Here is a 25,346-nt window from a genome sequence, read left to right on the forward strand (position 1 = left end):
GCATATTGAGTTTCCAAGATATGCCCGAGCGTCAGACCGAAGAGCAGACGACGCTCCACAACCGCGTGAAGCTGTGGCTGGCGCATACGCTGAAGCTGGATCATGCGGCACTTCACGCGCACCTTGGCATGGCGATCTGGCTGGCCTGCGTGATCGTCGCGGGTGACGCGGGTGCGCTCTGGCCGTTGCTGATCGTCATCGCCGCCGAATGCATCAACGAGATACTCGACCGGCTGCGCAACGGATCGTGGATGATCGCGGATACGCTGCAGGATATTGCGGGGACGTTGATCTGGCCGTGCGTCCTGTTCGGCATGGCACGGGGCGGATTGCTGTGATCGGGCTTGCCCCCGCCGCACCCCGCGTTATCAGCCGCGCATGACTGCTTTACTGCCCGAGGGTTTCCGCGACCGCCTTCCCCCTATGCCGATGCCGCCGCGAGGCTGGAGGCGGCGGTGCTGGGTGCCGCCTATGCACATGGCTATGAACGCGCCGATCCGGCGCTGGCCGAGTTCGAAGCTGGGCTGGCGGGGCGGCTGAAATTGGCCCGGGCGCAGGATTCGGTGCGCTTCGTCGATCCGGTAAGCCAGGCGACGCTCGCCGTCCGACCCGACATCACTGCGCAGATCGGCCGCATCGCGGCGACCCGCATGGGACACCACCCGCGCCCCGTGCGCCTGTCCTATGCCGGGCCGATCCTGAAGCTGCGGGCATCGCAATTGAGCCCGGAGCGCGAATTGCGTCAGATCGGCTGCGAGTTGATCGGGCTGGATACCGTTCCGGCTGCGGTCGAGATCGCACAGGTCGCGGTGGAGGCGCTGGCCGCCGCGGGCGTGCAGGGAGTGTCGATCGATTTCACCTTGCCCGATCTGGTCGATATCCTCGCCGCCGGGCCGTTCCCGGTTCCGGCCGGGACGATCGACACGCTGCGCGACCGGCTGGATGCCAAGGATGCGGGCGGTGTTGCCGCCATCGCTCCCGAATATCTGCCGCTGATCGAGGCGGCGGGGCCGTTCGAGGCCGCGCACCACAGGCTGTGCGCGTTCGATGCGGGGGGCGCACTGACCAGCCGGCTCGACGGGTTGTGGGCGATCGCCGCGAGCCTGAAGGGGCGCGTCGCGCTGACGCTCGATCCTACCGAGCGGCATGGGTTCGAATATCAGAGCTGGCTCGGCTTCTCGATCTTCGCCGACGGCGTTCGCGGAGAGATTGGGCGCGGCGGCAGCTATACGATCGTTCACGAAAGCGGCGCGGAAGAGGCGGCGGTCGGCTTTTCGCTGTTCGCGGACGGCATCGTTGCCGCAGGGCTGGGTGCGACGGAGAGGCGGCGGCTGTTCGTGCCCGTCGGCACCGATGCCGCGCTCGCGGCACAGATGCGCGCCGAAGGTTGGGTCACGGTCGCGGCACTCGAACCGGGTGACACACCGGAGGCGCAATTATGCACGCATGTGCTGGCGGGCGACGAGGCGCGCCCGCTGGCGGGTTGACCTTCGCGGTTGACAGGTGCGTGCTACCCCGGCAGGGGCGCACGCGCAGTTTCTAGATCCTCCGCGCGCCGAGCCCTGTCGAAGGGTGCGTGGAGTTGTCCGGCAGGCGGAGAGCTGTATTCATGGCAAACGTAGCAGTGATCGGGGCCCAGTGGGGCGACGAGGGCAAGGGCAAGATCGTCGACTGGCTCGCCGAGCGCGCCGACGTCGTCGTCCGCTTTCAGGGTGGGCATAATGCCGGCCACACCTTGGTCGTGGGCGAGAAGGTCTACAAACTCTCGCTGCTGCCGTCGGGCATCGTGCGCGGCACGCCGTCCGTCATTGGCAACGGCGTCGTGCTCGACCCCTGGGCCCTGAAGGCCGAGATCGAGAAGCTGGCCGGGCAGGGCGTCGCGATCAGCCCAGATACGCTGATGATCGCCGACAATTGCGCGCTGATCCTGCCGTTCCACCGCGATCTCGATTCGCTGAGGGAAGACGCCAGCGGCGCGGGCAAGATCGGCACGACGCGGCGGGGCATCGGCCCGGCCTATGAGGACAAGGTCGGGCGGCGTGCGATCCGGGTGTGCGATCTGGCGCATCTCGACGCGCTCGGGCCGCAGTTCGACCGGTTGACCGCGCATCACGATGCGTTGCGCGCGGGCTTTGGCGAACCACCGATCGACCGGGATGCCTTGCTCGCCGAATTGCGCGAAATCGCCGGCTTCGTCCTGCAATTCGCCAAGCCCGTGTGGCGCGACCTGAACGCGTTGCGTGCGCGTGGACGGCGTATCCTGTTCGAAGGCGCGCAGGGCGTGCTGCTGGACGTGGATCACGGGACTTATCCGTTCGTCACGTCGTCTAACACCATCTCCGGCACCGCGGCGGGTGGTTCCGGCCTCGGGCCGAGCGCAGTCGGCTTCGTTCTCGGGATCGCCAAGGCCTATACGACGCGCGTCGGCTCCGGTCCCTTCCCGACCGAGTTGGAGGACGAGACCGGCGAGCGGTTGGGGGTGCGCGGACATGAATTCGGTACTGTTACCGGGCGCAAGCGGCGATGCGGCTGGTTCGATGCGGTGCTGGTCCGGCAATCGGCTGCGGTCGGCGGCATCACCGGCATCGCACTGACCAAGATCGACGTGCTCGACGGGTTCGACGAGGTGAAGATCTGCACTGGCTATACGTTGAACGGCGAGACGCTGGACTATTTTCCGTCGCATGCCGCCGATCAGGCGCAGGTGGTGCCGGTGTATGAGACGATGCCCGGCTGGAGCGAATCGACCGCGGGTGCGCGCAGCTGGGCCGATCTGCCGGGTCAGGCGATCAAGTATATCCGGCGGATCGAGGAATTGATTCAATGCCCGGTTGCCCTGGTGTCCACCAGTCCGGAGCGTGAGGACACGATCCTGGTCCGCGACCCCTTCGCGGACTGATTTACGCGAGACGAACGGGGCGGGGCCCCGCGAATACCCACCCCGTTCGTGCCGAGTCTGTTGAAGCACCTGTCCAGACGGACTCGCCCTTCGACAAGCTCGCGACTAACGGTCGGTGAGAACTGGTATCGTCCAGAAGCGCCGTGATGATCGACTGACGCAGTTACCCAGTCCCCGAAACGACACCGGCCGCGCCCCTTTCGGGACGCGGCCGGCCGACGATACTCGTTCGTTAGAAGTTTATCTCGGCTTCTTCTTCGACTTCTTCGGCGTCTCACTCGTGGTGGTTGCCGGATCGGTCGTCGGGCTTGCCTGATCCACCGTGGTGGACTCGGTCGGCGCCGGTGCGGTCGTCGTGGGCGCGGTCGATGTCGTCGGTGCGCTCGGATCCACCGTGCTCATATCCGTCGTCGTCGGCGTATCCGACGGGCTGTTCGGCACAGGCGCCGTAGGACTTGTGTTGGTGCCCGGCGTTACCGGTGCAGTCTGTGGGGCGGTCTGGGCAAATGCCGCGCCGGACAAACCAAGTGCTGCAATTCCGATGATGAGAGTACGCATCGTCTTCTCCTTTCCCGATCCATTTGGGGTCGGAGTAAAAACGCGCCGATCCGGAAAACGACGCTCTCTTTAACTCTGGAATCGAACCACTGGCCGATGCCTATCCGCATTGGGCGCGGTGCAGCAACGCTTGGTCGGCCAGCACCAATGCCATCATGGCTTCGACCACGGGCGCGCCGCGGATGCCGACACAGGGATCGTGCCGTCCCTTGGTCATGATCTCCGTCGCATCGCCGTCGCGCGTGATCGTCGGTACGGGCGTCAGGATAGAACTGGTCGGCTTGAACGCGACGCGTACTTTGACCGGCTGGCCCGTGGATATGCCGCCGGCGATTCCGCCGGCGTGATTGGCGAGGAATTCGGGGCCATCCGCACCGGGGCGCATCGCGTCGGCATTATCTTCGCCGCGCAGCGTCGCCACCGCGAAACCGTCGCCGATCTCGACGCCCTTGACCGCATTGATGCTCATGCAGGCGGCGGCGAGTTCGCTGTCCAGCTTTGCATATAACGGTGCGCCCCATCCGGCGGGGACGCCGGTCGCCTCGCATGCGATCACCGCGCCGAGCGAAGATCCGGATTTGCGGGCGGCGTCGATCATCACTTCCCAGCGCGCGGCGGCGGCGGCATCGGGGCAGAAGAACGGGTTCCTGCCGATCTGCTCGGCATCGAAATTGGCGGGATCGATCGCATCGCCGCCGATCGCCTCGACCCAGGCGGTTATCCGAACCTGTGGAATGACGAGGCGCGCCACCGCGCCCGCCGCGACCCGCGCCGCCGTCTCGCGCGCGGAGGAACGGCCGCCGCCGCGATAGTCGCGAAAGCCGTATTTCGCATCATAGGCATAGTCGGCATGGCCGGGGCGATACGCGACCGCGACCTCGGAATAGTCCTTCGATCGTTGATCGACATTCTCGATCATCAGGCTGATCGGCGTGCCCGTCGTGCGGCCCTCGAACGTGCCGGACAGGATGCGGACCTGATCGGGTTCCTGCCGCTGCGTGGTGAAGCGCGAGGTGCCCGGGCGGCGCTGGTCGAGGAAGGGCTGGATATCCTTTTCGGTCAGCGACAGTCCGGGCGGGCATCCGTCCACGACCGCGCCCAGGGCCGGCCCGTGGCTTTCGCCCCAGGTGGTGAAACGGAACACGCGGCCGAAGGTGTTGTAGCTCATGCGCGCCGCTGTAGCGGCTGGATGGCCCGTACGCTATGCCGCTTGCGATTGGCCCGCTTCGCCCTTGCGCGTCAGCCGGGCGATCTCGTCGCGATACCGAAAGCGCAGCGCGGACCAGTCATCGTCCAGCGCGATCTGCGTCACGGCGAGCAGGCCCGCATCGGCAAGTGCAGTCCAGCCATGATCGCGGGTGATGTCCGACGGAACGGATCCGCTCTTCTTCGGATAGGCGAACCACAAACGCCCGCCGCGGGCGTAATATGGCATCGCACCGTCCAGTGCCGCCGCGATTTCGTCCTGCCCGGTGACGAAGCTCAGGATCAGGTCGGCGGGGCCATCCGGTATCGTATCCGGCAGGTTCAGTGTCTCGTCGAACGCTGCGGGACGGTTCCGAACCCAGCCGGTCATGCCGGGCTTGAAGCCCAGTTTGTCCAGCAGGCTCTTCATCGTCCGGCGACGCTCGCAATCAGACCAGCGCGATATCCGGCGCGTCTTCCGCCTTCATGCCGATGACGTTGTACCCGGCATCGACGTGATGCGTCTCGCCCGTCACGCCGCTCGCCAGGTCGCTGAGCAGGTACAGGCCGGCACCGCCGACATCCTCGATCGTCACGTTGCGCTTCAGCGGCGAATTCAGCTCGTTCCATTTCAGGATCAGGCGGAAGTCGCCGATGCCGCTTGCCGCCAGCGTCTTGATCGGGCCGGCGGAGATCGCGTTGACGCGGATGTTCTCGCGTCCCAGATCCACCGCAAGGTACTGAACGCTGGTTTCCAGCGCAGCTTTGGCGACGCCCATGACGTTATAGTGTGGAATGACTTTCTCGGCGCCGTAATAACTTAGCGTCAGGAGCGACCCACTCTTTTTCATCATCTTCTGCGCACGCTGCGCCACCGCAACAAACGAATAGACGCTGATGTTCATCGTCATCAGGAAGTTGTCGAGGCTGGTATCGACGTAACCGCCGCGCAATTCGTTCTTATCGGAAAAGCCGATTGCGTGGACGACGAAATCGATCGTCGGCCAACGCTCCGCCAAGGTCGCGAAACACGCGTCGAGGTCCGCCATGTCGGATACGTCACACGGGATCAGGAAGTCCTGGCCCAATTGCGCCGCGAGCGGGCGTACGCGCTTTTCGAGCGCTTCCCCCTGGAAGCTGAACGCCAGTTCCGCGCCATGTTCGGCGAGCTTCTGTGCGATACCCCATGCGAGCGACTTGTCGTTGGCTAGGCCCATAATAAGCCCGCGCTTGCCCTGCATTAACCCGTTCACGCCGTCGCCGCCTCCAAAGTCGCGCCAGTAGCGGAATCCTTTACGCTCGGTTCGGGGGGTTCCGCCAGTGCCGCGTTCAAATGGGCTCCAAAAACGAGACCGAGACCGATCAGATAGAAAAACAGCAACATGACGACGACACCTGCCAAGCTGCCATATGTCATGTCGTAGCCGCCGAGTTGCGCCAGTACGATCGGCAGCAATGCGGTCATGCTGACCCACCACCCCGCGGTAAATAATGCGCCAGGCCATTTGGGGCATTTACTGTAGCGATATTTCGACGGTGTGACCGAATAGAACAGCATGTACAGCGCACCGAACATGACGAGTCCGGGGATTACGCGTGACAGCCCGATCCAGCTCGCGGCGTTTTCGGCGAAGGGGACCAGACGGTAGATGAACTGTTCCGCCGCCAGCAACAGGCCCTGCACGAGGAACGACAACAGGGCGAGGATCACCGAAGCGACGATCGCCAGACTGAGCCCCAACCGCGCGCGCCAGATCGGCGAGGAACTGTGCGTGCCATACGCTTTGCGAAATATGTCGCGGATCGTCTCCACGAAGCTGCCGACGGTCCACAGCCCGACGAGCGCGCCGAGCCATAGCAGGGACCCCGTCCGCGCCTTCAGCACATCCGCGATCGGCTTGCGCAGCAGGTCGCTGACGTCTGGCGGCAGGACGTGGAGGAAGGACGATACCGCCCGCTGCGTCTCGGCGCTCTGTCCGAACAGCGACAGAACGGCGGCGGCGACGATGAAGAACGGGAAGACCGTCATCAGCGTAAGATAGGCGAGGTTGCCGGCATAGGTGAAGCCGTCGGTATAGACGCCGATCGCGACGCGTTTGAACGTGCGCCACGCATAAGCGAAGGGCTTTGCGGCCGGTGGGGCTTCCTCGGGATCGAGGCCCGCCTCCCCGTTGATGGCGCGTTGTTCGGGCGAGGAGGGGGAAAAATAACTCACACGATTGAGACGCCCAGATTGCTGCGCGGGTTCCCCTTATTGTCCCATCCCTGCACGAATTCCGTCAGTGCCGCATCCTTGGCAGGCAGATCGACCATCAAGGTCACCAGCTGGTCGCCGCGCGTGCCGTCCTTGCGATGGAATCCACGTCCGCGGAGCCGAAGAGTCTTGCCCGAGGTCGATCCTGCCGGAACGGTCAGCATCACGGCCCCTTCGACGGTGGGGACGCGGACCGGTGCCCCGAGCACGGCTTCGGACAGGGTGATCGGCAGGTCGAGGCGCACGTCGTCGCCATCGCGGGTGAAGAAGCGGTGCGGCTGGACGGTGATCGTCACCATGCCGTCGCCGTTTCCGCCCGGGCCGGGCTGGCCCTTGCCGGTCAGGCGCATCTGCATGCCGTTTTCGAAGCCGGCGGGCAGTTTGATGTCGATCGTCTTGCCGTCCGCCAGCGTCACGCGTTGCGGCGCGAGCGTCGCGGCGTCGGTGAAAGAGACGTTCAGCTTGTAGCCGATATTCGCGCCCTTGGGCTGCGGCTGGCGCCGGCCGAATCCGCCGAAGCCGCTGGCGAACCCGCCGCCGCCACGCTGAGCGCCGCCGAACAGACCCTCGAACAGATCGCTGACATCGACGCCTTCGCCACCGAAGTTGCCGCCCTGAAAACCGCCCTGGCCCCCGGCGGGCCCGCCGCCACTGCCGCCGTACCCGAACGGCGCGGCTGGATTCCCGTCGCCGTCGATCTCTCCGCGATCGAACCGCGCGCGCTTGTCCTTGTCGGTCAGCAGATCGTAGGCGTTGGTGGCCTGGCTGAACCGCTCGGTCGCCTTGGGGTTGTCCTTGTTGCGATCGGGGTGAAGCTCCTTGGCGAGCTTGCGATACGCCTTCTTGATGTCGGCCTCGCTGGCGGTGCGTTCTACGCCAAGCGTTTTATAGGGATCGGCCACGGAGTTCCTCTGGATTACGAATGCTGCCGGCTATTTGGGGGATAGGGGCCCCGAGTGCAAACCCCACGCCGCCAGAGATAAGCAGCGCGTTTGCGGCGACAAGGGTCAGGCGACGGCTTCCGGAACCGGCGCGACGTCGACGCTGACTTCCATGTCCTGTGCGCTCGATCCCAGAACGATACCGTCGATCGGCGCGATTTCGGCATAGTCGCGGCCGATCGCCATGACGATATGGTCGCCCGCCATCCAGATACCGTTGGTGGGATCCACCCCGACCCAGCCGAGCGCGTCGCCGCACCACAACAGGACCCAGGCATGCGTCGCGTCCGCACCGACCAGCCGTTCCTCGCCGGGTGGCGGGATCGTGCGGATATAGCCCGATGCATAGGCGGCGGGCAGTCCCGCAGCACGCAGGCCGGTGATCATGATCTGCGCGAAATCCTGGCACACGCCGCCGCGCTTGACGAAGGCATCGTGCGGCTTCGTGTCGACTAAAGTCGCCTCGGTATCGAATTCGAATTCGTCCTGGATCCGGCGGGCGAGCGCCATTGCCGCTTCGAGGCATGGCCGGTCGGGCGCCAGATCCTGCGCGCACCAGTCGGCGATATCTCGGTCGAGCGGAATCAGCGGGGACGGAAACAGGTAATAGGCCGGGCCGGCAGGAGACGGATCGCGGCTGGCACGCACCTGAGCCGCGATCTGGGCCAGCGTCGGATCGGTCGGGGAGGGGATAGGGATCAGCCGATCGACCACGATGCGCGACACGCTCTCGATCACGAGATGTCGCACCGGTTCGTCGATCACCAGCCGCGTGACGTTGGCCAGGCCAGCCTCCGCCCGCGCGGGCGCGGTGCGGCCGGACGGGGAAATGGTGAGGCGATAGGTCTCCAGCGTCTGGCCCGACCAGTGGATCGGTTTCAGCCGCAGGTTGCAACGCGCGAAGTTGACGTTGTTGCCATAGTCGAAGCGCGTGACGTGGCGGATGTCGTAGATCATGCGAGCGTCATCCCGGCGGCGCGAAGCGGTTCCGCGCCTTGCAGGAAATAGCGACGCGCGATCGCGTTCGACAACGCGAACAGGCGGCGTTCGATATCCCCCAGTATCTCGGCATCGAGCGCGGCGGCGGTCGCGGTGGAAACGATTGCGGACAAGGCGGTCGCCTGTGCCTGTTGCGCCTCGTCCATCCCGTCATCGCCCAGCACCGGCAGTGCCTTCATATGTGCGCATATCGCGTCGATCTGGAACGCAAGCGCGCGGGGATTGCCGGGATCCAGTGCAACCAGGTCGACCACGGGTACCCGCCCGATCCCGGTCAGGTAGCGCTGGCGATAGCTGATCTGGCTGTCGGCAAGATCGAGCAGGGTGGACAGATCGTCTGCGGTCGCGCCGGCCATGCCGAACGCCCAGACGGCACGAGTGACGGCCAGCGCGCGTTCGATGCGGCGGCCCAGATCGTGAAACCGCCACGACGCGGTCCGGCTCATATGTTCCGCCGACAGCCCGGACAGAGCGGCGTAGCGGCGTTGCAGCGATCCCGCGCGGTCGAGCATGCCGCCGCGCATCGGATGCGGCGCGTCGAGCAGGCGGATGACGTCGGCCGACAAGCGGTCGCGCGAACCCTGTCCGATGCTGCGCGCATGGCGGTTGATCGCGCGTACGCTTTGCCACTCGCTCTCCGCCTCCATCGCGGTGCGTGCGAACTGAGTCAGGTCGGTGCGGCGCAACGATGCGGGATGCGGTGCCGCCCCGGCATTGACGACCAGCCCGACGAGTTTCCCCACTGTTGCTGCGCCGAGTGCCGCGCCCGCATCCGCATCGATCGAGTTGCCCAGCATGACTCGGATCACGCCGAGCAGTGCCTCGCCGCGTTCGAGGTACCGGCCGAGCCAGAAGACGTTATCCGCCACCCGGCTGGGTAACGTGCCGGGATTGCGCCGGACATGCACGGTATCGGGCGCCGGCAGCAACGACACCGGCTCCACCGTGGTCGAGCCGTGGACGACGACGTCGGCGGACCATGCGCCCTCGCCCATTACATTGGCACGGGGATCACTGTCGTCGCCGATCCGCGCGAAGCCTCCGGGAAGCACGACCCAGTTGCCGTCGCCGCGCGCGCGGCGAAGACCCGGAGCGTGAAGGGGCGGGCGACCAAAGTGTCGTCAGCGACGACCGGCATGGTCGAGAGGCGTACGATTTCCTGCGCGACATAATCCTGCGGCCGGCGCACCATGTCGGCAAGCAGCACGGTTCGTTCCTCGGCGGACAGATCGGCACCGTAGACAGGCCGCCCCTCGGGCAGGCCAAGCGGCGCGACGCCGAAGGCCGGGCCGATCAGCAGCGCGTCGAAATCCTCGATCACCCGTGCGCGCTCTGCATTCTGGCCGCACCACCACGTCGCGATGTTGGGGATCAGCAGGTCGCGACCGGTCAAGCGCGCGGCAAGGCGCGGCAGGAACGCCCCGAAGGCCGCGCTTTCAAGCACGCCAGCGCCGGGCGCGTTGGAGATCACGACTTCGCCCGCGGCCATCGCATCGATCAGCCCCGGCACGCCGATGCGCGAATGCGAATCGAACGCCAGCGGGTCGAGCATCCGTGGGTCGCTGCGATGCCAGATCGCGTCGATCCGCTTCAGCCCGCCGATCGTGCGGACGTACAGCCGGTCTTCCAGCACCGCCAAATCGTCGCCTTCGACCAGCAGCAGCCCGAGATAGCGCGCGAGATGCGCCTGCTCGGCATAGCTTGCGCTGTATCGCCCAGGCGTGAGCAGGCCGATACGTGGTTCGACGCGGCGGCAGGCGGCGGCGAGCCCCTCGCGATACGCTGCGAAAAAAGGCGCGTGGCGTTCGACGTTTAGCCGGGATTGCAGCCCGCCAAGCGTGCGCGAAACGGCCAGCCGGTTTTCCAGCGCATAGCCTGCCCCGGCGGGCGCGCGCAGGTGATCGCCCAGAACGCGCCATTCGCCGGTCGGCCCACGACCGAGATCGATTGCGATGAAATGAAGGTGGTGCCCGCCCGGTGGAGTCAGCCCGACCATCGGACGCAGGAAATAGGGGCTGCCCCCGATCAATGCGGCGGGGATCAACCCGCTTTCGACATGGCGTGCGGAGTCGTAAAGGTCCGCCAGCAGCATCTCGAGCAGTTCGGCCCGCTGGCGCACACCGGCGGCGATACCGGCCCATTCGTCGCTATCGATCAGCAGCGGGACGGGGGAGACGGGCCAGGGGCGTTCGTCGCTTTCGCCGATGATCCGGAAACCAGTGCCAATATCCTCCGCATGCCGCTGCACCCGTTCGCGGGCATGTCCTAGATCGTCGCCCGCGACAGCAGCCAGTTCCTCGAACACTGCGGTCCAAGCCGAGTCTTGCGGCGCGGCACACAGCACGTCACCGTGCAGCGCCTGCCGGCAATAGTCTGCGATCCAGCGTTCCGCATGCTGGCCGGCATCGATCGGAGGAACCGCCGTCACGGTCGCCATTGGCGATCCGCCCCGGCGTTGCACTCGGATGCTGGCATTGCGATCAATCTCCCACCCGCGCTTGTCTTGGCCACAAACGGGATGCGCGTGCAACATGCGTGTTGGTGGAGGGGCCGGTTCTGGCCCTCGTCAATGGAAGGGAAAGTACCCTTCTTGCTCCCCTCCCTGAAAGGGAGGGGCTGGGGGTGGGTCGGTTCCTGGCGATGTCCCACCGCAAAGCTCACCCCGTCCGTGACGGCAAAACTCACGGTTAAAAAAGCCCGTCGTCCTTCAAATCTACCCACCCCCAAACCCTCCCTTCCAGGGAGGGGAGTAAAGCGCCGCCTGATTGATCGGCGGTTTCGCTCGCGTGCAACCTTCGTTAAAGTGCGGGCATGGCCGACGATCCCTTTGCACTGTTCGACACCTGGTTCGCGGAGGCGAAGCAGAGCGAGCCGAACGACCCTAATGCGATGGCGCTCGCCACGGTGGATGCGGCGGGGCGGCCATCGTCGCGCATGGTGCTGCTGAAAGGGCATGGTGCGGACGGTTTCGTCTTCTACACCAACCGCGAGAGCCGGAAGGCGGGCGAGATCAGGGTCGACAGTCATGTCGCCTTGCTGTTCCACTGGAAATCCCTGCGCCGCCAGATCCGGATTGAGGGTGCGGTCGGACTGGCGAGCGATGCGGAATCCGATGCGTATTTCGCCAGCCGCAGCCGCGACTCGCAGCTTGGCGCCTGGGCGTCCGATCAATCGCGCCCGCTTGCCGATCGCGCGACGTTCGAGGCGCGGTTCGCCGAGATGGAGGCGCGCTTCGCCGGTGGTGACGTGCCGCGCCCGCCGCATTGGGGCGGGTACCGCGTAACGCCGCGCGCGATCGAATTCTGGCAGGATCGGGCGCATCGGCTGCACGAACGCCGCCTATTCACGCGTACCGACGCGGGGTGGGACGAAGGCTTGCTCTACCCATGACCGAGGAACAGCGCCGCGCGATCCCGTTTGCCGTGCGCGCCGCACTCGCCAGCGTCGCGATGGCGTGCTTCCTGCTGCTGCTGAAAGGCTATGCGGCATGGGCGACCGGGTCGGTCGCGATGCTGGGATCGCTCGCCGATACCGGCCTCGACCTGCTCGCCAGCCTGGTGACCTTGTACGGCGTGAAGCTGGCGTCGGAGCCGGCCGACCACGATCACCGTTTCGGACACGGTAAGGCGGAGGCGCTGGCGGCATTGTTCCAAATCGCCTTGATCACCGCATCGGCTGTCGGCATCGCATGGCGTGCCATCATGGCGTTCAGCGATCCCACGCCGACGCAAGGCGCCGATTTCGGGATCGGCGTGTCGGTCGTCGCGATCGCCGCGACCGCTATCCTGCTCGCCTATCAACGCCGCATTATCCGCCAGACCGGTTCGGTCGCGATCATGGCGGACAACGTGCATTACCAGTCGGACGTGTTGCTCAACGGATCGGTGATCGTCGCGCTGGTGCTGGACCAATATGCCGGCGTTCGTGGCGCGGATCCGGTGATGGGGATCATCATCGCCCTATGGCTCGCCTGGGGCGCGTTCCAGGCGTCGTCAAACGCGATCGACCAGTTGATGGACAAGGAATGGCCCGAGGGCGAGCGTGCGCGCTTCATCGAGGTCGCGGCGCGCCAGCCCGGGATCAAGGGTATCCACGATTTCCGTACGCGCCGGTCCGGCAGCCACGATTTCGCGCAATTCCACATGGAAGTCGGTCGCGACCTGACCGTCATCGACGCGCACGATATCGTCGAGGGCGTCGAGAAAGCGTTGCGGCGCGTCTATCCCAAGGTCGAAGTGCTGATCCATCTCGATCCTGAGGGGCATGTCGATACCGACAATCCGCTGGTCGAGGCGGACGTCACGCCGCACTGGTTCGGCAAGCGCCTGTAATGGCGCATCAAGTGAGGATGATCCGTTGAGAATACCGTTCGTTCAGGTTGATGCGTTTGCGGGCAAGCCATTCGAGGGCAATCCCGCCGCGGTGATGCCGCTCGGGTCGTGGCTCGACGATGCGACGCTCCAGAAGATCGCGGAGGAAAACAATCTCAGCGAAACCGCTTTTCTGGTGGCGGCGGCTGATGACGAGGCTGATTTCGATCTGCGCTGGTTCACGCCGGGTGCCGAAGTCGCTTTGTGCGGACACGCGACGCTGGCGAGCGGGCACTTCGTCCTGTCCAGCGATCCGATGCGCGACCGGGTGCGGTTCCGCACGCGGCAGGCGGGTATCCTGGAGGTGTCGCGCGATGGCGACGGCTATGCGCTCGCGCTGCCCGCCTGGGGACCGGTGGCGAAGGACATGCCCGGTATCGTCACGTCATTGGGCGTCACGGCCGTCGAGACCTTGTGGTACGAGAAGGGCTATGCGCTGGTGATCGTCGGAAGCGAACAGGAGGTGCGCGATATCCGGCCCGACCTGCGTGCGCTGGCGGCGGAAGGCCCGATCGTCGCGGTCGTGTCCGCGCCCGGTGTGGATACCGATATCGTCAGCCGCGTCTTCACACCCGCTTATTCGATCGACGAGGATCCGGTGACGGGGTCGGCGCACGCGGTAATGGTGCCGTATTGGGCGAAGCGGCTCGGTCGTGACGATTTCACCGCATATCAGGCGAGCGCGAGGGGCGGGCATGTTGCTTGCCGGCTGGACGGCGACCGGGTGGTGCTTGGCGGATCATGCGTCACCGTGATCGAGGGAACGTTCTTCGTCTGATGCCCGGATGGGGCGCGTGTCGTCAGGCGGCGATGCGCTTGCGCTCGGTCTCCGCGATCCAGCCGCCGCCCATCACCCGCTCGCCCGAATAGAATACGGCGGCCTGACCGGGCGATACGCCATATTCGGGCGCGTCGAACATCAACTGCCCGGCGTCCAGCCGCGCAGGAACGGGCTTTGCCATCGACCGAACCTTCACCGTCATCGGCTGCTCCGTATCGCCGCCGATCCAGTTCATGTCGGTCAGACGCGCTGCCTCGACCGCCAGCGCCGTACGCGGTCCGACGACGACGCGCCGGCTTTCCGGCTCCAGCCGTACGACGTACAATGGTTCGGGCGTGCCACCGATCTCCAGCCCGCGGCGCTGGCCGACGGTATAGTTGACGATCCCGCGATGCGTGCCCAGCGCGCGACCGCTTTCGTCGACGATCTCGCCGCCGGCTTCCGCTTCCGGACGTAGTTTGCGGACCAGATCCGCGTAATTGCCGTCCGGTACGAAGCAGATGTCCTGGCTGTCCGGCTTCGCTGCCACGCCCAACCCCAATCCTGCGGCAAATTCGCGCACTTTCGCCTTGGGCAGACCGCCCAGCGGAAACCGAAGATAGTCGAGCTGGTCCTGCGTCGTCGCGAAGAGGAAATAGCTCTGGTCGCGTGCCGGATCGATCGCGCGGTGCAGTTCCGCGCCGTCGGGCCCCTCAACCCGGCGGACGTAATGCCCGGTGGCGAGACAATCCGCACCCAGGTCTCGCGCAAGCCCGAACAGGTCGGTGAACTTCGGACCCATGTTGCAGCGGACGCAGGGGATCGGCGTCCGTCCCGCAAGGTATTCGTCGGCGAACCCGTCGATTACCTGCGCGCGGAAGCTGGATTCGTGATCGTAGACGTAATGCGCGATACCCAGTGCGTCGCACACCGCGCGCGCATCCCGGATATCGCGCCCGGCGCAGCATGATCCGGCACGGCCCACCGCCTCGCCGTGATCGTACAGCTGCAACGTGATGCCGATCGTTTCTGCACCCGTCCGCGCGGCAAGCGCCGCGACGACCGACGAATCGACGCCGCCCGACATCGCCACGACGATGCGCTTGCCCTTGAGATCGTTCCCGAGCTGAAAATCGCCGATTTCGGTCATGGACGCTCACATAAGGCGCGAACTGTCCCATTGCAAAACAGATGCTTTCCAAAGCATTTTTGCCGGCTTTACCCCGCCTTTAGACGTGCCGGCTATCAACGTGGCTTCACCCCGCACGAAGGCGTCCCGTTGGATCTCAGTTTCTCCCGATTTGCTCTCAACGCCCAGCCGACCGTCTTGCCGGCCGATCTGGCGGTGATGGTCGTCGGGATCACGGCGCGTCAGGCCTCCAGCCCGACCGCGCGTTTCCAGGGCAATCTGATGGCGCTGCCGGTGGCGGGCAATCTGTTCGCGCCGACGCACGGCAGCTTCAATCCTGAAATGGCGGCAAGCATTACGCGGTGGAAACAAAGATGAAGCCGACATTTACCGAGCCGCTTTAGCCGGCGTTCAAACACCGGCGATACGCACCGCCTCACAGACAGACGAATACGCAACCAAGAAGACAAGTCGCAACACAGACGGGGGCCCCCGCCCCGATCCGAGGTTAGAATGATCGAGAACCAGAAAATCCGTCCAGCGAAAGTCATCGGCCCGCTCGGTGAGCCGTTGACGCTGGACAGCCTGCCGCCGCCGGAGACGACACGCTGGGTCGTGCGTCGCAAGGCCGAAGTGGTCGCTGCGGTAAACGGCGGGCTGCTGTCGGTGGACGAGGTTTGCGCGCGGTACAGCCTGACCGTCGAAGAGTTTGCCGGCTGGCAACGTGCGATCGACCGGTCGGGTATGCCGGGCCTTCGCGTAACCCGCATCCAGCATTACCGCTCGCTCTACGACCGCCAGCAAAAATACTGACGTCGATCAAATTCTCGTCGACGCGAGCAAAGCCCGCCGCTCCGGCCCGGAGCGTGCGGGCTTTTTTGTTCATCTAAAAACAAACCGGTACCGGAACAAACTAACCCGTTTGCGAGTCTTTGCTTCCGTAGCCCGATCGGCGGGCGGAAGCAGAGGGACAAGAACATGGGTATCATCATTTGGCTCGTCGTCGGCGGTATTTGCGGTTGGTTGGCCAGCATGATCATGCGCACCGACGGCCAGCAGGGCATCCTGCTTAACATCGTCGTCGGCATCATCGGTTCGGTGATCGCGTCGTTCATCTTCGGCGCCGGCATCAACCAGGCGATCACCATCCAGACGTTCCTGTATTCGCTGATCGGCGCAGTCATCCTGCTCGCGATCGTGAACCTGGTCCGTCGCGGCAGCGTTCGCTAAAGCGGATCCTTCATGGGATCATGATCGAAAGGGCCGTCCGGGCAACCGCGCGGCCCTTTCTTCGTGTCCGGCCGCTATTTTAGCAAGAAGCGCACGTTCAGCGTGACGGTGACGTCGGTTTCGCCGGATGCGATCTGCGTCGGCGCCGAATCCGCCATCGCCTTCATCGCGCGGAACTGCGGCATCGGCGGCGGGTTGCCGGCATTCTCGCCGCCTTCTCCGATCGATACGATCCGCGCGACGCTCATCCCGGCTGCCCTGGCATAGGTCTCGGCGCGGGCGCGGGCGATCTTCACGGCCTCGATCCGCGCCTCGTCCATTGCGGCGTCCGGATTGTCGAGGCTGAAGTTCGGGCCGTCGATCTGGTTCGCCCCTTCCTTGACCAGAGCATCAAGGATCGCACCCGATTTGGCGACATCGCGGAAGCGCACCGATACCGTGTTGGTCGCCTGATATCCGGTGATCACCGGCGGCACGTTGTTCTCGTACCGATATTGCGGGCTGAGCGAGACGTTGGATGTGGCGATATCGCGCGGTGCGACGCCCGCCTTCTTCAAGGCAGCGAGCACCCGTGCCATGCGTGTCGCATTCTCGCCAAGCGCGACCGCAGCCGTCGCATTCTGTGTCACTACGCCCGATCGGATCGTCGCGACATCGGGCACGCGCGTTGTGCGTCCGGTGGCGGACACGTCGAGCACGGTACCGCTGGCGGGAACCATCGGCTCGACCGTGGTAGCGGTTTGCGCCGTGGCGCCGGCCAGCGGCACGGCGGCGAGAACCAGGGCGGTCGCGAGCAACTTCATCTTCGAACTCCTGTTGTTGGAACGGCCGGTCGGCCCTTCGAAGCCCTGATGCAGGCCGGGCGCAAAACCGAAGCTGAACGAATTGCGTGAAAGATCAACGTCGCGCGCATCAAGGGCAGGCGATGAGCGCGAGCAGCGGGACTGGGCAGAACGTTCCGGGGAAGACGTCGCGCCGACGATCGCCGTCTGCGAATCGCATTCAGACCTTCGATGCAAAGGATGTGCACCCTCGTTTCGAGGCGCGGCTCGACCTTAAGATCTGCCGTTTGGACACGATGCGAAGTGCAGGGAACAACTTGCGGAAAACACGCGAAACGGGCATTGCGCGGCATCGTGCGCGCGGGGGCGGGCAGGGGGCGGCAAAGTTGCAGACCATGCATCCCGAAAACAGGCTCTTGAGGCCGGTGAGTTATTTCGATAATACAGTTCTGAGAAATCGGCGGATAAGCCGGATGAGGGCATCGGGAAGTGGCAATGAATTACGAAACGGCGACGTTCGAGAATGACGGCCGGCTGGCGATCGAGGGCGAGAAGCGTTCGAAGCGCAAGTGGTTGATCGTCGGCATCGTCGCGTTAGTCGTCGCCGCGGCGATCGCGTATTTCGCGTTCGGCCGCGACGCCAAGCCTGCCGCTGCCGCCGCCAAGACGGAACAATTGCCCAATGTCTCGGTCGTCGTGCCGGGCAGCAAGACGGTATCGCGCGTGCTTTCCGCGACCGGAACGCTCGCCGCACGACGCGAAATGCCGGTCGGGGTGGCAGGCGAAGGTGGCATGGTTACGCGTGTCCTGGTCGAGCCCGGCCAATGGGTCCAGGCGGGGCAGGTGCTGGCGCAGGTCGACCGGTCCGTGCAGTCCGAAACCGCGGCGAGCCTCGCTGCCCAGATCAACGTCGCGCAGGCGGATGCTGCGATTGCAGAATCGGAACTGAAGCGTGCGAAATCGCTCGTCGATCGCGGCTTCATTTCCAAGGCCGATCTGGAACGCCGTACTGCTACGCGTGACGCCGCACTTGCCCGCGTCAACGTCGCGCGCGCCGCGCTGGGCGAACAGCGTGCCCGCAACGGCCGGCTCGACGTTCGCGCGCCGGCCGCCGGTCTGATCCTGACACGCGCGGTCGAACCCGGCCAGATCGTCAGTTCTGGCACGGGCACGCTGTTCCGCATGGCGAAGGGCGGCGAGATGGAAATGCGCGCGGCCTTGTCGGAGGCGGATCTCGCCGGATTGAGCGTGGGCGTACAGGCCAGCGTAACGCCGGTCGGTTCGACACAGAGCTTCAAGGGGCAGGTGTGGCAGGTGTCGCCCGTCATTGATCCGCAGACGCGTCAGGGCATTGCGCGCATCGCATTGTCCTACAATCCGGCGCTCCGCCCTGGCGGTTTCGCTGCGGCGCAGATCACCAGCGGTGGGTCCAACGCGCCGCAATTGCCCAACTCCGCAATTCAGAGCGACGTGAAGGGCAATTTCGTCTATGTCCTCGATGGGCAGGACAAGGTGGTCCGTCGCCAAATCACGCTGGGTGATGTTTCCGACGCCGGCGTCACGATCACCGGCGGCCTGACGGGTACGGAACGTGTCGTGCTGTCCGCGGGGGCGTTCCTGAACCCCGGGCAGAAAGTGAAGCCGATCCTCAAGACCGCGCAAGGCTGAACCCGATGAGCTTCCGCAACATCTCCGCTTGGTCGATCCGGAACCCGATTCCATCGATCGTCCTGTTCGTCATGCTGACGGTGGCGGGGCTTGTCAGCTTCATGCGGATGGACGTCAACAACCAGCCGGATATCGATTTCCCGGTCGTGATCGTGCAGATCTCGCAACCGGGTGCGGCGCCGTCGGAACTCGAAAACCAGGTCACGCAAAGGGTCGAGGCTGCGGTTCGCAGCCTGCAGGGCATCGACGAGATCAACTCGACCGTACAGGAAGGCAATTCCACCACAGTCGTCCAGTTGGCGATCGGCACCCCGATCGACCGTGCGGTCGAGGATGTCCGATCCTCGATCCAGCAAATCCGCGGCGACCTGCCGGAGGGAATCCTCGAACCGCAGGTGATGCGCGCGAACACGACCGGCGACGATCTTGCGAGCTATGCCGCGATTTCGACCGACATGACGATCGAACAGCTCAGCTGGTACATCGACAACACGGTATCGCAGGAACTGCTGTCGGTGCCGGGCATGGCGGCGGTCGGCCGCAACGGCGGCGTCAGCCGCGAGATCCGGGTGATCCTCGATCCGCTGAAGCTGCAGGCGCAGGGCATCACCGCCAGCGCGGTGAATCAGCAATTGCGCCAGGTGAATTTGAATGCCTCTGGCGGCCGCGCAGAAATCGGTGGGGCGGAGCAATCCGTCCGCGTGCTGGGCAATGCGCAGACCGCCTATGCGCTCGGGCAGCAGCAGATCGTCGTCGGTGGCGGCCGGACGGTTCGGCTTGCCGATCTGGGGCAGGTGCGCGACCTGTTCGCGGAACAGCGCTCGTCCTCGCAGCTCGACGGTCGGGAAGTCCTCAGCTTCGATTTCCAGCGCGCCAAGGGCGGGTCCGACGTGACCATCTTCAAGGAAGCGCAGAAGAAGCTGGCGGACCTGGAAAAGCGTAACCCGCAGGTCCGCTTCCAGCTCATTTCCGACAGCGTGAAATATACGGAGGCGCAGTATCACTCCGCGATGGAGGCGATGCTGGAGGGCGCGCTGCTCGCGGTCGTCGTGGTCTATCTGTTCCTCCGTGACTGGCGCTCGACGATCATCTCCGCGCTTGCCATCCCTCTGTCCGCTATCCCGACCTTCTGGTTCATGGATATGCTCGGCTTCACGCTCAATAACATGACGCTGATGGCGCTCAGCCTCGTCGCGGGCGTGCTGGTCGACGATGCGATCGTGGAGATCGAGAACATCGTTCGCCACATGCGCATGGGCAAGAGCGCGTATCAGGCATCGATCGACGCAGCGGACGAGATCGGGCTGGCGGTGCTGGCGACGACGATGTCGATCGTCGCCGTGTTCCTGCCGGTCGGCCTGATGCCGGGCATCTCGGGCCAGTTCTTCAAGAATTTCGGCCTGACCGTCGTCGTCTCCGTGCTGCTGAGCCTCGCGGTCGCGCGACTGATCACGCCGATGATCGCGGCCTACTTCTTGAAGGCGAAGGGCCAGGCGTCGCACGGTGAAGGCAAGCTGATGGACCTGTATATGGTCACGCTGCGCTGGACGCTGCGGCACCGCTGGTCCGCGGTCGTCGCCGGTGTCGTGGCGTTCGCGATGACGGTCGCGTTGATGGTCATGCTGCCCAAGACGTTCCAGCCGGAACGCGATCTGGATGCGTCGACTGCCTTGGTCACGATGGTTCCCGGGACGACGTTGGCCGACACGCAGGCAGTTGTCGCACGCGTCACCCGCCTGTTCGAACAGCAGCCGGACGTCGAGCATGTCTACGCACGCGCGTTCGTCGGCAATGGCCGGGTCCGTGCGATCTTCAAGAAGGACAAGTCGATGTCGAGCGTTCAGTTCGAACGGTCGATGTCGCCACAGCTTGCCGCCATTCCGGACGCGCGCGTCGCCTTCCGGTCGCAGAACGGCTGGGGCGGTAGCGGACGACAATTGTCGATCGTGCTGGGGGAGACGATCCGAAGAAGCTGACCCAGACTGCGCTGCAACTTGTGGATCAGATGGGCAAGGTCCCCGGGCTGATTGCGCCGCGGATCGAGGGCGATCTGTTGCGCCCCGAAATTGTCATCACGCCGCGAATGGATTTGGCTGCGAACCTTGGCGTCACGACGCAGGCTCTGTCGTCCGCGATCCGCATCGCGACTTTGGGCGACATTGACCAGAACAGTGCGCGATTCTCGCTCAGCGACCGCCAGATACCGATCCGCGTTGCACTGAACCAGACAGCGCGACAGAAATTGTCGACGATCCAGAACCTGCCCGTCGCGACGCAGAGTGGCGGCTCCGTGCCGCTCAGCCTCGTTGCGGCGATCAGCTTCGGTGCCGGTCCGACGCAGATCGAACGCGTCGCGCAGAAACGCCAATTGACCGTCGGCACCGATCTCGCGCCCGGCCTGATCAGCGGCGATGCGCAGAAGCTGATCCACGCCTTGCCGATCATGAAGAACATGCCGATCGGCGTGGGCGAACTGGTCGTCGGTTCGGACAAGTGGCAGGCAGAGATGATCACCAACTTCATGATCGCGCTAGCGTCGGGTTGCTTCCTCGTCTTCGCGGTGCTGGTGCTGCTCTACCGCCGCGTGCTGCCGCCGTTGGTTAATATGGGCTCGCTGCTGCTCGCGCCGCTCGGTGGGTTGCTCGGGTTATTGGTGACGGGTCAGCCAATGTCGATGCCGGTTTATATCGGTATCATCATGCTGTTTGGCATTGTCGCGAAGAACTCGATCCTGCTGATCGATTTCGCGCTGGACGAGATGGCGAAGGGCGTGCCGCTGTTCGATGCGATCATGGATGCCGGGCACAAGCGTGCGCAGCCGATCGTGATGACGACGGTGGCGATGGTCGCCGGCATGCTGCCCACCGCACTCGCGCTGAACGGAGACGGCTCTGCGCGCGTGCCGATGGGCATTACGGTGATCGGCGGGCTGACGCTATCGACCCTGCTGACGCTGCTGATCGTGCCCGCAAGCTTCAGCCTGGCGGCGAGCATCGAAGTGTGGATCGGGCCGAAGCTGCGCCGCAGCCTGTTGACCTATCAGCCGGGCGACGACGGAACCGACGTGATCGATCACGATCCGACGGCCCGCCTGCCGGGTACGCCGCCGCGTCTGAAAAGCAGCGACGGTCCGCAGCCTGCCGAGTGACGGACGGCCCGGCGTCGTGCCGGGGCGTTACGCGCAAGCTCGTCGCGTTCAGACCCGTGGGCGGGCCTTCAGTTCGTCGCGAATCTCGCGCAGCAAGGCAATGTCCGCCGGCTCCGCGGCCGGAGTGGCGGGGGCTTCGTCCGCTTTCGGGATGAGGCGGTTTACTGCGCGGATGAGCATGAAGATGATGAACGCCAAGATGATGAAGTTCACCGCGGCGGTGATGAACGCGCCGTAGCCGAGCAGGGGTACGCCGGCCTTTTTAAGCGCGGCATAGTCGGACGATCCTGCCAGCGCCGATGGCACCTTGCCCAGGATGATGAAGTAGCTGGAAAAATCCAGTCCGCCGAAGATCTTGCCGACGATCGGCATGATCACGTCGTCGGTCAGCGAGGTGACGATCTTGCTGAACGCGGCGCCGATGATCACCGCGACGGCGAGATCGAGCACGTTCCCCCGCATGACGAAGGTCTTGAACTCCTTGAACATGACGTGCTCCCTTCCGATTTCACTTAACCTTGGTGATGCTAAGCGCGTATCATGGCGCTTGCCAAGGCTTTGGAGGGTGAACATGAAGTATCGTGCCGTTTTCGCAGTGATGTCCGCAACCGCGCTGGGCGCATGCGGCGTCAACAGCGTTCCCACCGCCGAAGAGAATGCGAAGGCGAAGTGGGCCGACGTGCAGAACCAGTATCAGCGCCGTTCCGACCTGATCCCGAACCTCGTCGCGACGGTCAAGGCGGCCGGCGCGCAGGAGAAGGCGATCCTGACCGAAGTGACGCAGGCTCGCGCCTCTGCCAATCAGGTGCAGGTGTCCGGGGACGACCTGACCGATCCGAACAAGATGGCCGCCTATCAGCGCGCGCAGGCCGGCGTGACGCTGTCGTTGCAGCGCTTGCAGGAGGCCTATCCCGAGCTGAAGAGCCAGGGCAATTACACCACGTTGATGAGCCAGCTGGAGGGTACCGAGAACCGCGTGACGATCGCGCGTAACGATTACAACCAGGCGGTGCAAAGCTACAACACGACGATCCGCACCTTCCCCGATGCGATCGGTGCGAAGATCTTCTACGGTGCCAAGCCGATGACCCCGTTCCAGGCGACGACGCCGGGGGCCGAGACCGCACCGTCGGTCGCCAATGCCTTCGGGAACAACAGCTGATCTTCGTTCATCCAGGGGACCGCGTGATGCGTTCGCTCCATCTGTTGCTCGCCCTGATCGGCCTGATGCTGATCGGGGCGACCCCGCTCGCCGCGCAGACTTTCCCCAAGTTCACCGGCCTCGTCGTAGACGACGCCAACGTCCTGCCGCCCGCAACCGAAGCGGAACTGACCGCCAAGCTGCAGGCGTTGCAGAAGGATACCAAGCGCCAGCTTGTCGTCGCGACGATCGGTGATCTGCAGGGGTATCCCCTCGAAGATTACGGCTACAAGCTCGGGCGCGCCTGGGGCGTGGGGTTGAAGGATGTCAACAACGGCGCGATCATGTTCATCGCGCCGAACGCGCCGGCGGGGCAGCGCGGGGTTCGGATAGAGGCCGGCTACGGCCTCGAACCCTTCCTCACCGACGCTCTGTCGAGCGTCATCATCAACAACGACATGCTACCTAAGCTGCGCGCGGGCGACATTCCGGGTGCTATGAACGCGGGGGCGGACGCGATCATCCAGCAATTGCGATCGTCGCCGGAGGAAGCGCAAGCTCGGGTGGACGCCGCGGTGGCCGAGTTCGACAAAGCCAATAAACGAGGAGCGCGGCGCGACGGTGGCTTCCCGATCGGCGCCGTCATCGTGGTGATGGTCGTCGGGATCATGGCGCTGTCGTTCATGCGCCGGGGTTCCGGCAAGCGCTATAACGCTGACGACGATCGAAACGGCGGGGGCGGAAGTGGCGCCCTGCCGATCATCTTGTGGTCGATCGCCAACGAAATCGGCAACAGCGCGATGCGTGGCGGCGGCGGCGGCGGCGGTGGTTGGGGCGGTGGCGATAGCGACGGTGGCGGCGGCTGGGGTGGCGGTGGCTTTTCCGGCGGCGGCGGCGGCGATTTCGGGGGCGGTGGCGCCTCGGGGAGTTGGTGATGCACATTACGCCCGAGGATCGCGCCAAGGTTTCGGCAGCGGTGGCTGCCGCGGAACTGGATACGGCCGGCGAGATCGTGACGATCGTCGCACGCCGGTCGGACAAGTATAACGACGTGGCGGCGCATGCCGGGGTGCTGGCGATGCTGATCGTCCTGGCCGCGCTGTCGATCTGGCCGGGGATCGCGGATCGGCTGCACGCGCTCGTCTACGATCCGTGGACCGCGGGCGAGCATCAGGGCGCGCTGTACGGCATCGCCTTGCTCCTCGCGGCGGTCGCTTTCCTCGCCGCGCGCTATGCGCTCTCACCGATCAAGCTGCGGATCGCGGTGACGCCGGGTGCGACAAAGACGCGGCGGGTGCGGGCGCGCGCGCTCGACCTGTTCCGGTCGAGTGCCGAGAAGCGCACGATCGGCGCGACGGGCGTACTTATCTATCTCAGCCTCGAGGAACATCGCGCCGAACTGATCGCGGACAGCGCGATCCATTCCAAAGTCGCGCCGGAAACATGGGGCGCGGCGATGGCGGCGCTGATCGCGGCGGTGAAGGACGGGCGTCCGGGCGACGGCATGGCAGAGGCGGTCAGGCAGGTCGGCATCGTGCTGGCCGCGCACTTTCCACGGGCGGAGGACGATCGCAACGAACTGCCCGACCGGTTGATCGAACTGTGAGCATGGATCCCGAAGAGACCGTCTGGCAGGGCAAGTATATCGCCGCCAAACGCTGGGGGGCGTGGGAATACGTCTCCCGCGCGCGTGGGATCCAGGCCGCCGTTATCGTGGCGATCGAGGACGGGCACGTCATCCTGGTCGAGCAATATCGCGTGCCCCTCGGCCGTCGCTGCCTGGAACTGCCCGCCGGGCTGGTCGGCGACGAGACCGAGGGCGAGAGCGTCGAAGCGTCCGCCGCTCGTGAACTGGAGGAGGAGACCGGATACCGGGCGGACCGTATCGTCTCGCTCGGCAGCTTCTATTCGTCGCCCGGCATGGTCAGCGAGGGCTTCACGCTGGTTCGGGCGACTGGCTTGACCAAGGTCGGCGAGGGCGGCGGGACGGTGGACGAGGATATCGTCGTTCACCGGGTGCCGCTGTCGGAGCTTTCCGCTTTCGTCGCGGAGAAGCGTGCGGCGGGGGTGGGAATCGACGTTAAGATGCTGCTGTTGCTGAGCGGGGACCTGCTGGCGTAGGCCAGCGGGGGTTTTTTTGGTGGTGCTCCCCGGGGCAGGTGCTTCGACAGGCTCAGCACGAACGGGGATGGATGTTCCTGTCTCCGATCCGTTGCCATCCGTTCGTTTGAGCAAAGTCGAGAAACAGCCGCGGGCTTGTGGTGGCGGTTTCTCGACTTCGC

General features: G+C 65.0%; 23 protein-coding genes and 3 pseudogenes. 15 read left to right on the forward strand and 11 right to left on the reverse strand.

Features of this window, described 5'->3' with window-relative positions; translation table 11 throughout:
• The first annotated feature begins 20 nt into the window (after positions 1 to 20).
• From H5J25_RS03295 to H5J25_RS03305, 3 genes and pseudogenes are all read left to right on the forward strand, one after another.
• Positions 21 to 338, forward strand: coding sequence for a hypothetical protein (locus H5J25_RS03295; protein WP_202094738.1), 318 nt, complete (start codon positions 21 to 23; stop codon positions 336 to 338).
• Positions 339 to 378: 40 nt separating this feature from the next.
• Positions 379 to 1,487 (forward strand): annotated as a pseudogene (locus tag H5J25_RS03300) (ATP phosphoribosyltransferase regulatory subunit).
• A gap of 122 nt (positions 1,488 to 1,609) precedes the next feature.
• A complete protein-coding gene (locus H5J25_RS03305) occupies positions 1,610 to 2,899 on the forward strand; it encodes an adenylosuccinate synthase (RefSeq protein ID WP_202094739.1) in 1,290 nt (429 codons plus the stop codon).
• Positions 2,900 to 3,139: 240 nt separating this feature from the next.
• Here H5J25_RS03305 and H5J25_RS03310 read toward each other — a convergent pair whose 3' ends face one another.
• The 8 genes and pseudogenes from H5J25_RS03310 to H5J25_RS03345 form a co-directional block, all read right to left on the reverse strand.
• Positions 3,140 to 3,457, reverse strand: a complete 318-nt coding sequence (locus H5J25_RS03310; RefSeq protein ID WP_202094740.1) for a hypothetical protein — start codon at positions 3,455 to 3,457, stop codon at positions 3,140 to 3,142.
• Positions 3,458 to 3,557: 100 nt separating this feature from the next.
• A complete protein-coding gene (gene aroC / locus H5J25_RS03315; RefSeq protein ID WP_202094741.1) occupies positions 3,558 to 4,625 on the reverse strand; it encodes a chorismate synthase in 1,068 nt (355 codons plus the stop codon).
• Between the two features lie 33 nt (positions 4,626 to 4,658).
• The gene (locus tag H5J25_RS03320; protein WP_202094742.1) at positions 4,659 to 5,072 is read right to left on the reverse strand and encodes a hypothetical protein; all 414 of its coding nucleotides are present in this window, start codon (positions 5,070 to 5,072) and stop codon (positions 4,659 to 4,661) included.
• A gap of 19 nt (positions 5,073 to 5,091) precedes the next feature.
• Positions 5,092 to 5,895, reverse strand: coding sequence for an enoyl-ACP reductase FabI (fabI, locus tag H5J25_RS03325; protein WP_202094743.1), 804 nt, complete (start codon positions 5,893 to 5,895; stop codon positions 5,092 to 5,094).
• Complete coding sequence (locus H5J25_RS03330) at positions 5,892 to 6,857, reverse strand: YihY/virulence factor BrkB family protein (RefSeq protein ID WP_202094744.1); 966 nt, start codon at positions 6,855 to 6,857, stop codon at positions 5,892 to 5,894. The genes fabI and H5J25_RS03330 overlap by 4 nt, the downstream gene beginning before the upstream one ends.
• Positions 6,854 to 7,798 (reverse strand): DnaJ C-terminal domain-containing protein, encoded by a 945-nt coding sequence (locus tag H5J25_RS03335; RefSeq protein ID WP_202094745.1) that lies wholly within the window; start codon positions 7,796 to 7,798, stop codon positions 6,854 to 6,856. The genes H5J25_RS03330 and H5J25_RS03335 overlap by 4 nt, the downstream gene beginning before the upstream one ends.
• Before the next feature lie 105 nt (positions 7,799 to 7,903).
• Complete coding sequence (locus H5J25_RS03340; RefSeq protein WP_202094746.1) at positions 7,904 to 8,794, reverse strand: transglutaminase family protein; 891 nt, start codon at positions 8,792 to 8,794, stop codon at positions 7,904 to 7,906.
• A pseudogene (locus H5J25_RS03345) lies at positions 8,791 to 11,273 on the reverse strand (circularly permuted type 2 ATP-grasp protein). Before H5J25_RS03345 ends, H5J25_RS03340 begins: the two are co-directional and overlap by 4 nt.
• 374 nt (positions 11,274 to 11,647) lie before the next feature.
• Here H5J25_RS03345 and pdxH point away from each other — a divergent pair.
• From pdxH to H5J25_RS03360, 3 genes are read left to right on the forward strand one after another with little or no spacing between them, the layout of a single operon-like run.
• Positions 11,648 to 12,226 (forward strand): pyridoxamine 5'-phosphate oxidase, encoded by a 579-nt coding sequence (pdxH, locus tag H5J25_RS03350; protein WP_202094747.1) that lies wholly within the window; start codon positions 11,648 to 11,650, stop codon positions 12,224 to 12,226.
• Positions 12,223 to 13,167 carry a cation diffusion facilitator family transporter gene (locus tag H5J25_RS03355; protein WP_202094748.1) on the forward strand — a complete coding sequence of 315 codons (945 nt, stop codon included), beginning with the start codon at positions 12,223 to 12,225 and terminating at the stop codon, positions 13,165 to 13,167. Before pdxH ends, H5J25_RS03355 begins: the two co-directional genes overlap by 4 nt.
• Before the next feature lie 25 nt (positions 13,168 to 13,192).
• Positions 13,193 to 13,984, forward strand: a complete 792-nt coding sequence (locus H5J25_RS03360) for a PhzF family phenazine biosynthesis protein (protein ID WP_202094749.1) — start codon at positions 13,193 to 13,195, stop codon at positions 13,982 to 13,984.
• A 22-nt stretch (positions 13,985 to 14,006) separates the two neighbouring features.
• On the opposite strand, the gene mnmA is transcribed toward H5J25_RS03360, so the two are convergent.
• Positions 14,007 to 15,116 (reverse strand): tRNA 2-thiouridine(34) synthase MnmA, encoded by a 1,110-nt coding sequence (mnmA, locus tag H5J25_RS03365; RefSeq protein WP_202094750.1) that lies wholly within the window; start codon positions 15,114 to 15,116, stop codon positions 14,007 to 14,009.
• A gap of 30 nt (positions 15,117 to 15,146) precedes the next feature.
• Here mnmA and H5J25_RS03370 point away from each other — a divergent pair, with 30 nt between their 5' ends.
• From H5J25_RS03370 to H5J25_RS03380, 3 genes are all read left to right on the forward strand, one after another.
• Positions 15,147 to 15,473 carry a hypothetical protein gene (locus H5J25_RS03370; RefSeq protein ID WP_225883323.1) on the forward strand — a complete coding sequence of 109 codons (327 nt, stop codon included), beginning with the start codon at positions 15,147 to 15,149 and terminating at the stop codon, positions 15,471 to 15,473.
• 135 nt (positions 15,474 to 15,608) lie between these two features.
• Positions 15,609 to 15,908, forward strand: a complete 300-nt coding sequence (sciP, locus tag H5J25_RS03375) for a CtrA inhibitor SciP (RefSeq protein ID WP_202094751.1) — start codon at positions 15,609 to 15,611, stop codon at positions 15,906 to 15,908.
• 165 nt (positions 15,909 to 16,073) lie between these two features.
• Positions 16,074 to 16,325 (forward strand): GlsB/YeaQ/YmgE family stress response membrane protein, encoded by a 252-nt coding sequence (locus H5J25_RS03380; RefSeq protein WP_202094752.1) that lies wholly within the window; start codon positions 16,074 to 16,076, stop codon positions 16,323 to 16,325.
• A 74-nt stretch (positions 16,326 to 16,399) separates the two neighbouring features.
• On the opposite strand, the gene H5J25_RS03385 is transcribed toward H5J25_RS03380, so the two are convergent.
• On the reverse strand, positions 16,400 to 17,128 hold the full coding sequence (locus H5J25_RS03385; protein ID WP_202094753.1) for an SIMPL domain-containing protein: 729 nt from the start codon (positions 17,126 to 17,128) through the stop codon (positions 16,400 to 16,402).
• A gap of 474 nt (positions 17,129 to 17,602) precedes the next feature.
• Here H5J25_RS03385 and H5J25_RS03390 point away from each other — a divergent pair, with 474 nt between their 5' ends.
• Both H5J25_RS03390 and H5J25_RS03395 read left to right on the forward strand, forming a co-directional pair.
• Positions 17,603 to 18,775: an efflux RND transporter periplasmic adaptor subunit gene (locus H5J25_RS03390; protein ID WP_202094754.1), complete on the forward strand. Its 1,173-nt coding sequence runs from the start codon at positions 17,603 to 17,605 to the stop codon at positions 18,773 to 18,775.
• A gap of 5 nt (positions 18,776 to 18,780) precedes the next feature.
• Positions 18,781 to 21,923: pseudogene (locus H5J25_RS03395) on the forward strand (efflux RND transporter permease subunit).
• Positions 21,924 to 21,971: 48 nt separating this feature from the next.
• On the opposite strand, the gene mscL reads toward H5J25_RS03395, so the two are convergent.
• Positions 21,972 to 22,412 carry a large conductance mechanosensitive channel protein MscL gene (mscL, locus tag H5J25_RS03400; protein ID WP_202094755.1) on the reverse strand — a complete coding sequence of 147 codons (441 nt, stop codon included), beginning with the start codon at positions 22,410 to 22,412 and terminating at the stop codon, positions 21,972 to 21,974.
• An 82-nt stretch (positions 22,413 to 22,494) separates the two neighbouring features.
• Here mscL and H5J25_RS03405 point away from each other — a divergent pair, with 82 nt between their 5' ends.
• From H5J25_RS03405 to H5J25_RS03420, 4 genes are read left to right on the forward strand one after another with little or no spacing between them, the layout of a single operon-like run.
• Entirely contained in the window at positions 22,495 to 23,085 is a 591-nt protein-coding gene (locus H5J25_RS03405) for a LemA family protein (protein WP_202094756.1), read from the forward strand.
• A gap of 26 nt (positions 23,086 to 23,111) precedes the next feature.
• Positions 23,112 to 23,999, forward strand: coding sequence for a TPM domain-containing protein (locus tag H5J25_RS03410; RefSeq protein ID WP_202094757.1), 888 nt, complete (start codon positions 23,112 to 23,114; stop codon positions 23,997 to 23,999).
• On the forward strand, positions 23,999 to 24,670 hold the full coding sequence (locus H5J25_RS03415) for a TPM domain-containing protein (protein ID WP_202094758.1): 672 nt from the start codon (positions 23,999 to 24,001) through the stop codon (positions 24,668 to 24,670). Before H5J25_RS03410 ends, H5J25_RS03415 begins: the two co-directional genes overlap by 1 nt.
• Positions 24,671 to 24,672: 2 nt before the next feature.
• Complete coding sequence (locus H5J25_RS03420; RefSeq protein WP_202095953.1) at positions 24,673 to 25,185, forward strand: NUDIX hydrolase; 513 nt, start codon at positions 24,673 to 24,675, stop codon at positions 25,183 to 25,185.
• Positions 25,186 to 25,346 lie beyond the last annotated feature (161 nt).

It is taken from the genome of Sphingomonas aliaeris, from assembly GCF_016743815.1.
Taxonomy (GTDB): Bacteria; Pseudomonadota; Alphaproteobacteria; order Sphingomonadales; family Sphingomonadaceae; genus Sphingomonas; species Sphingomonas aliaeris.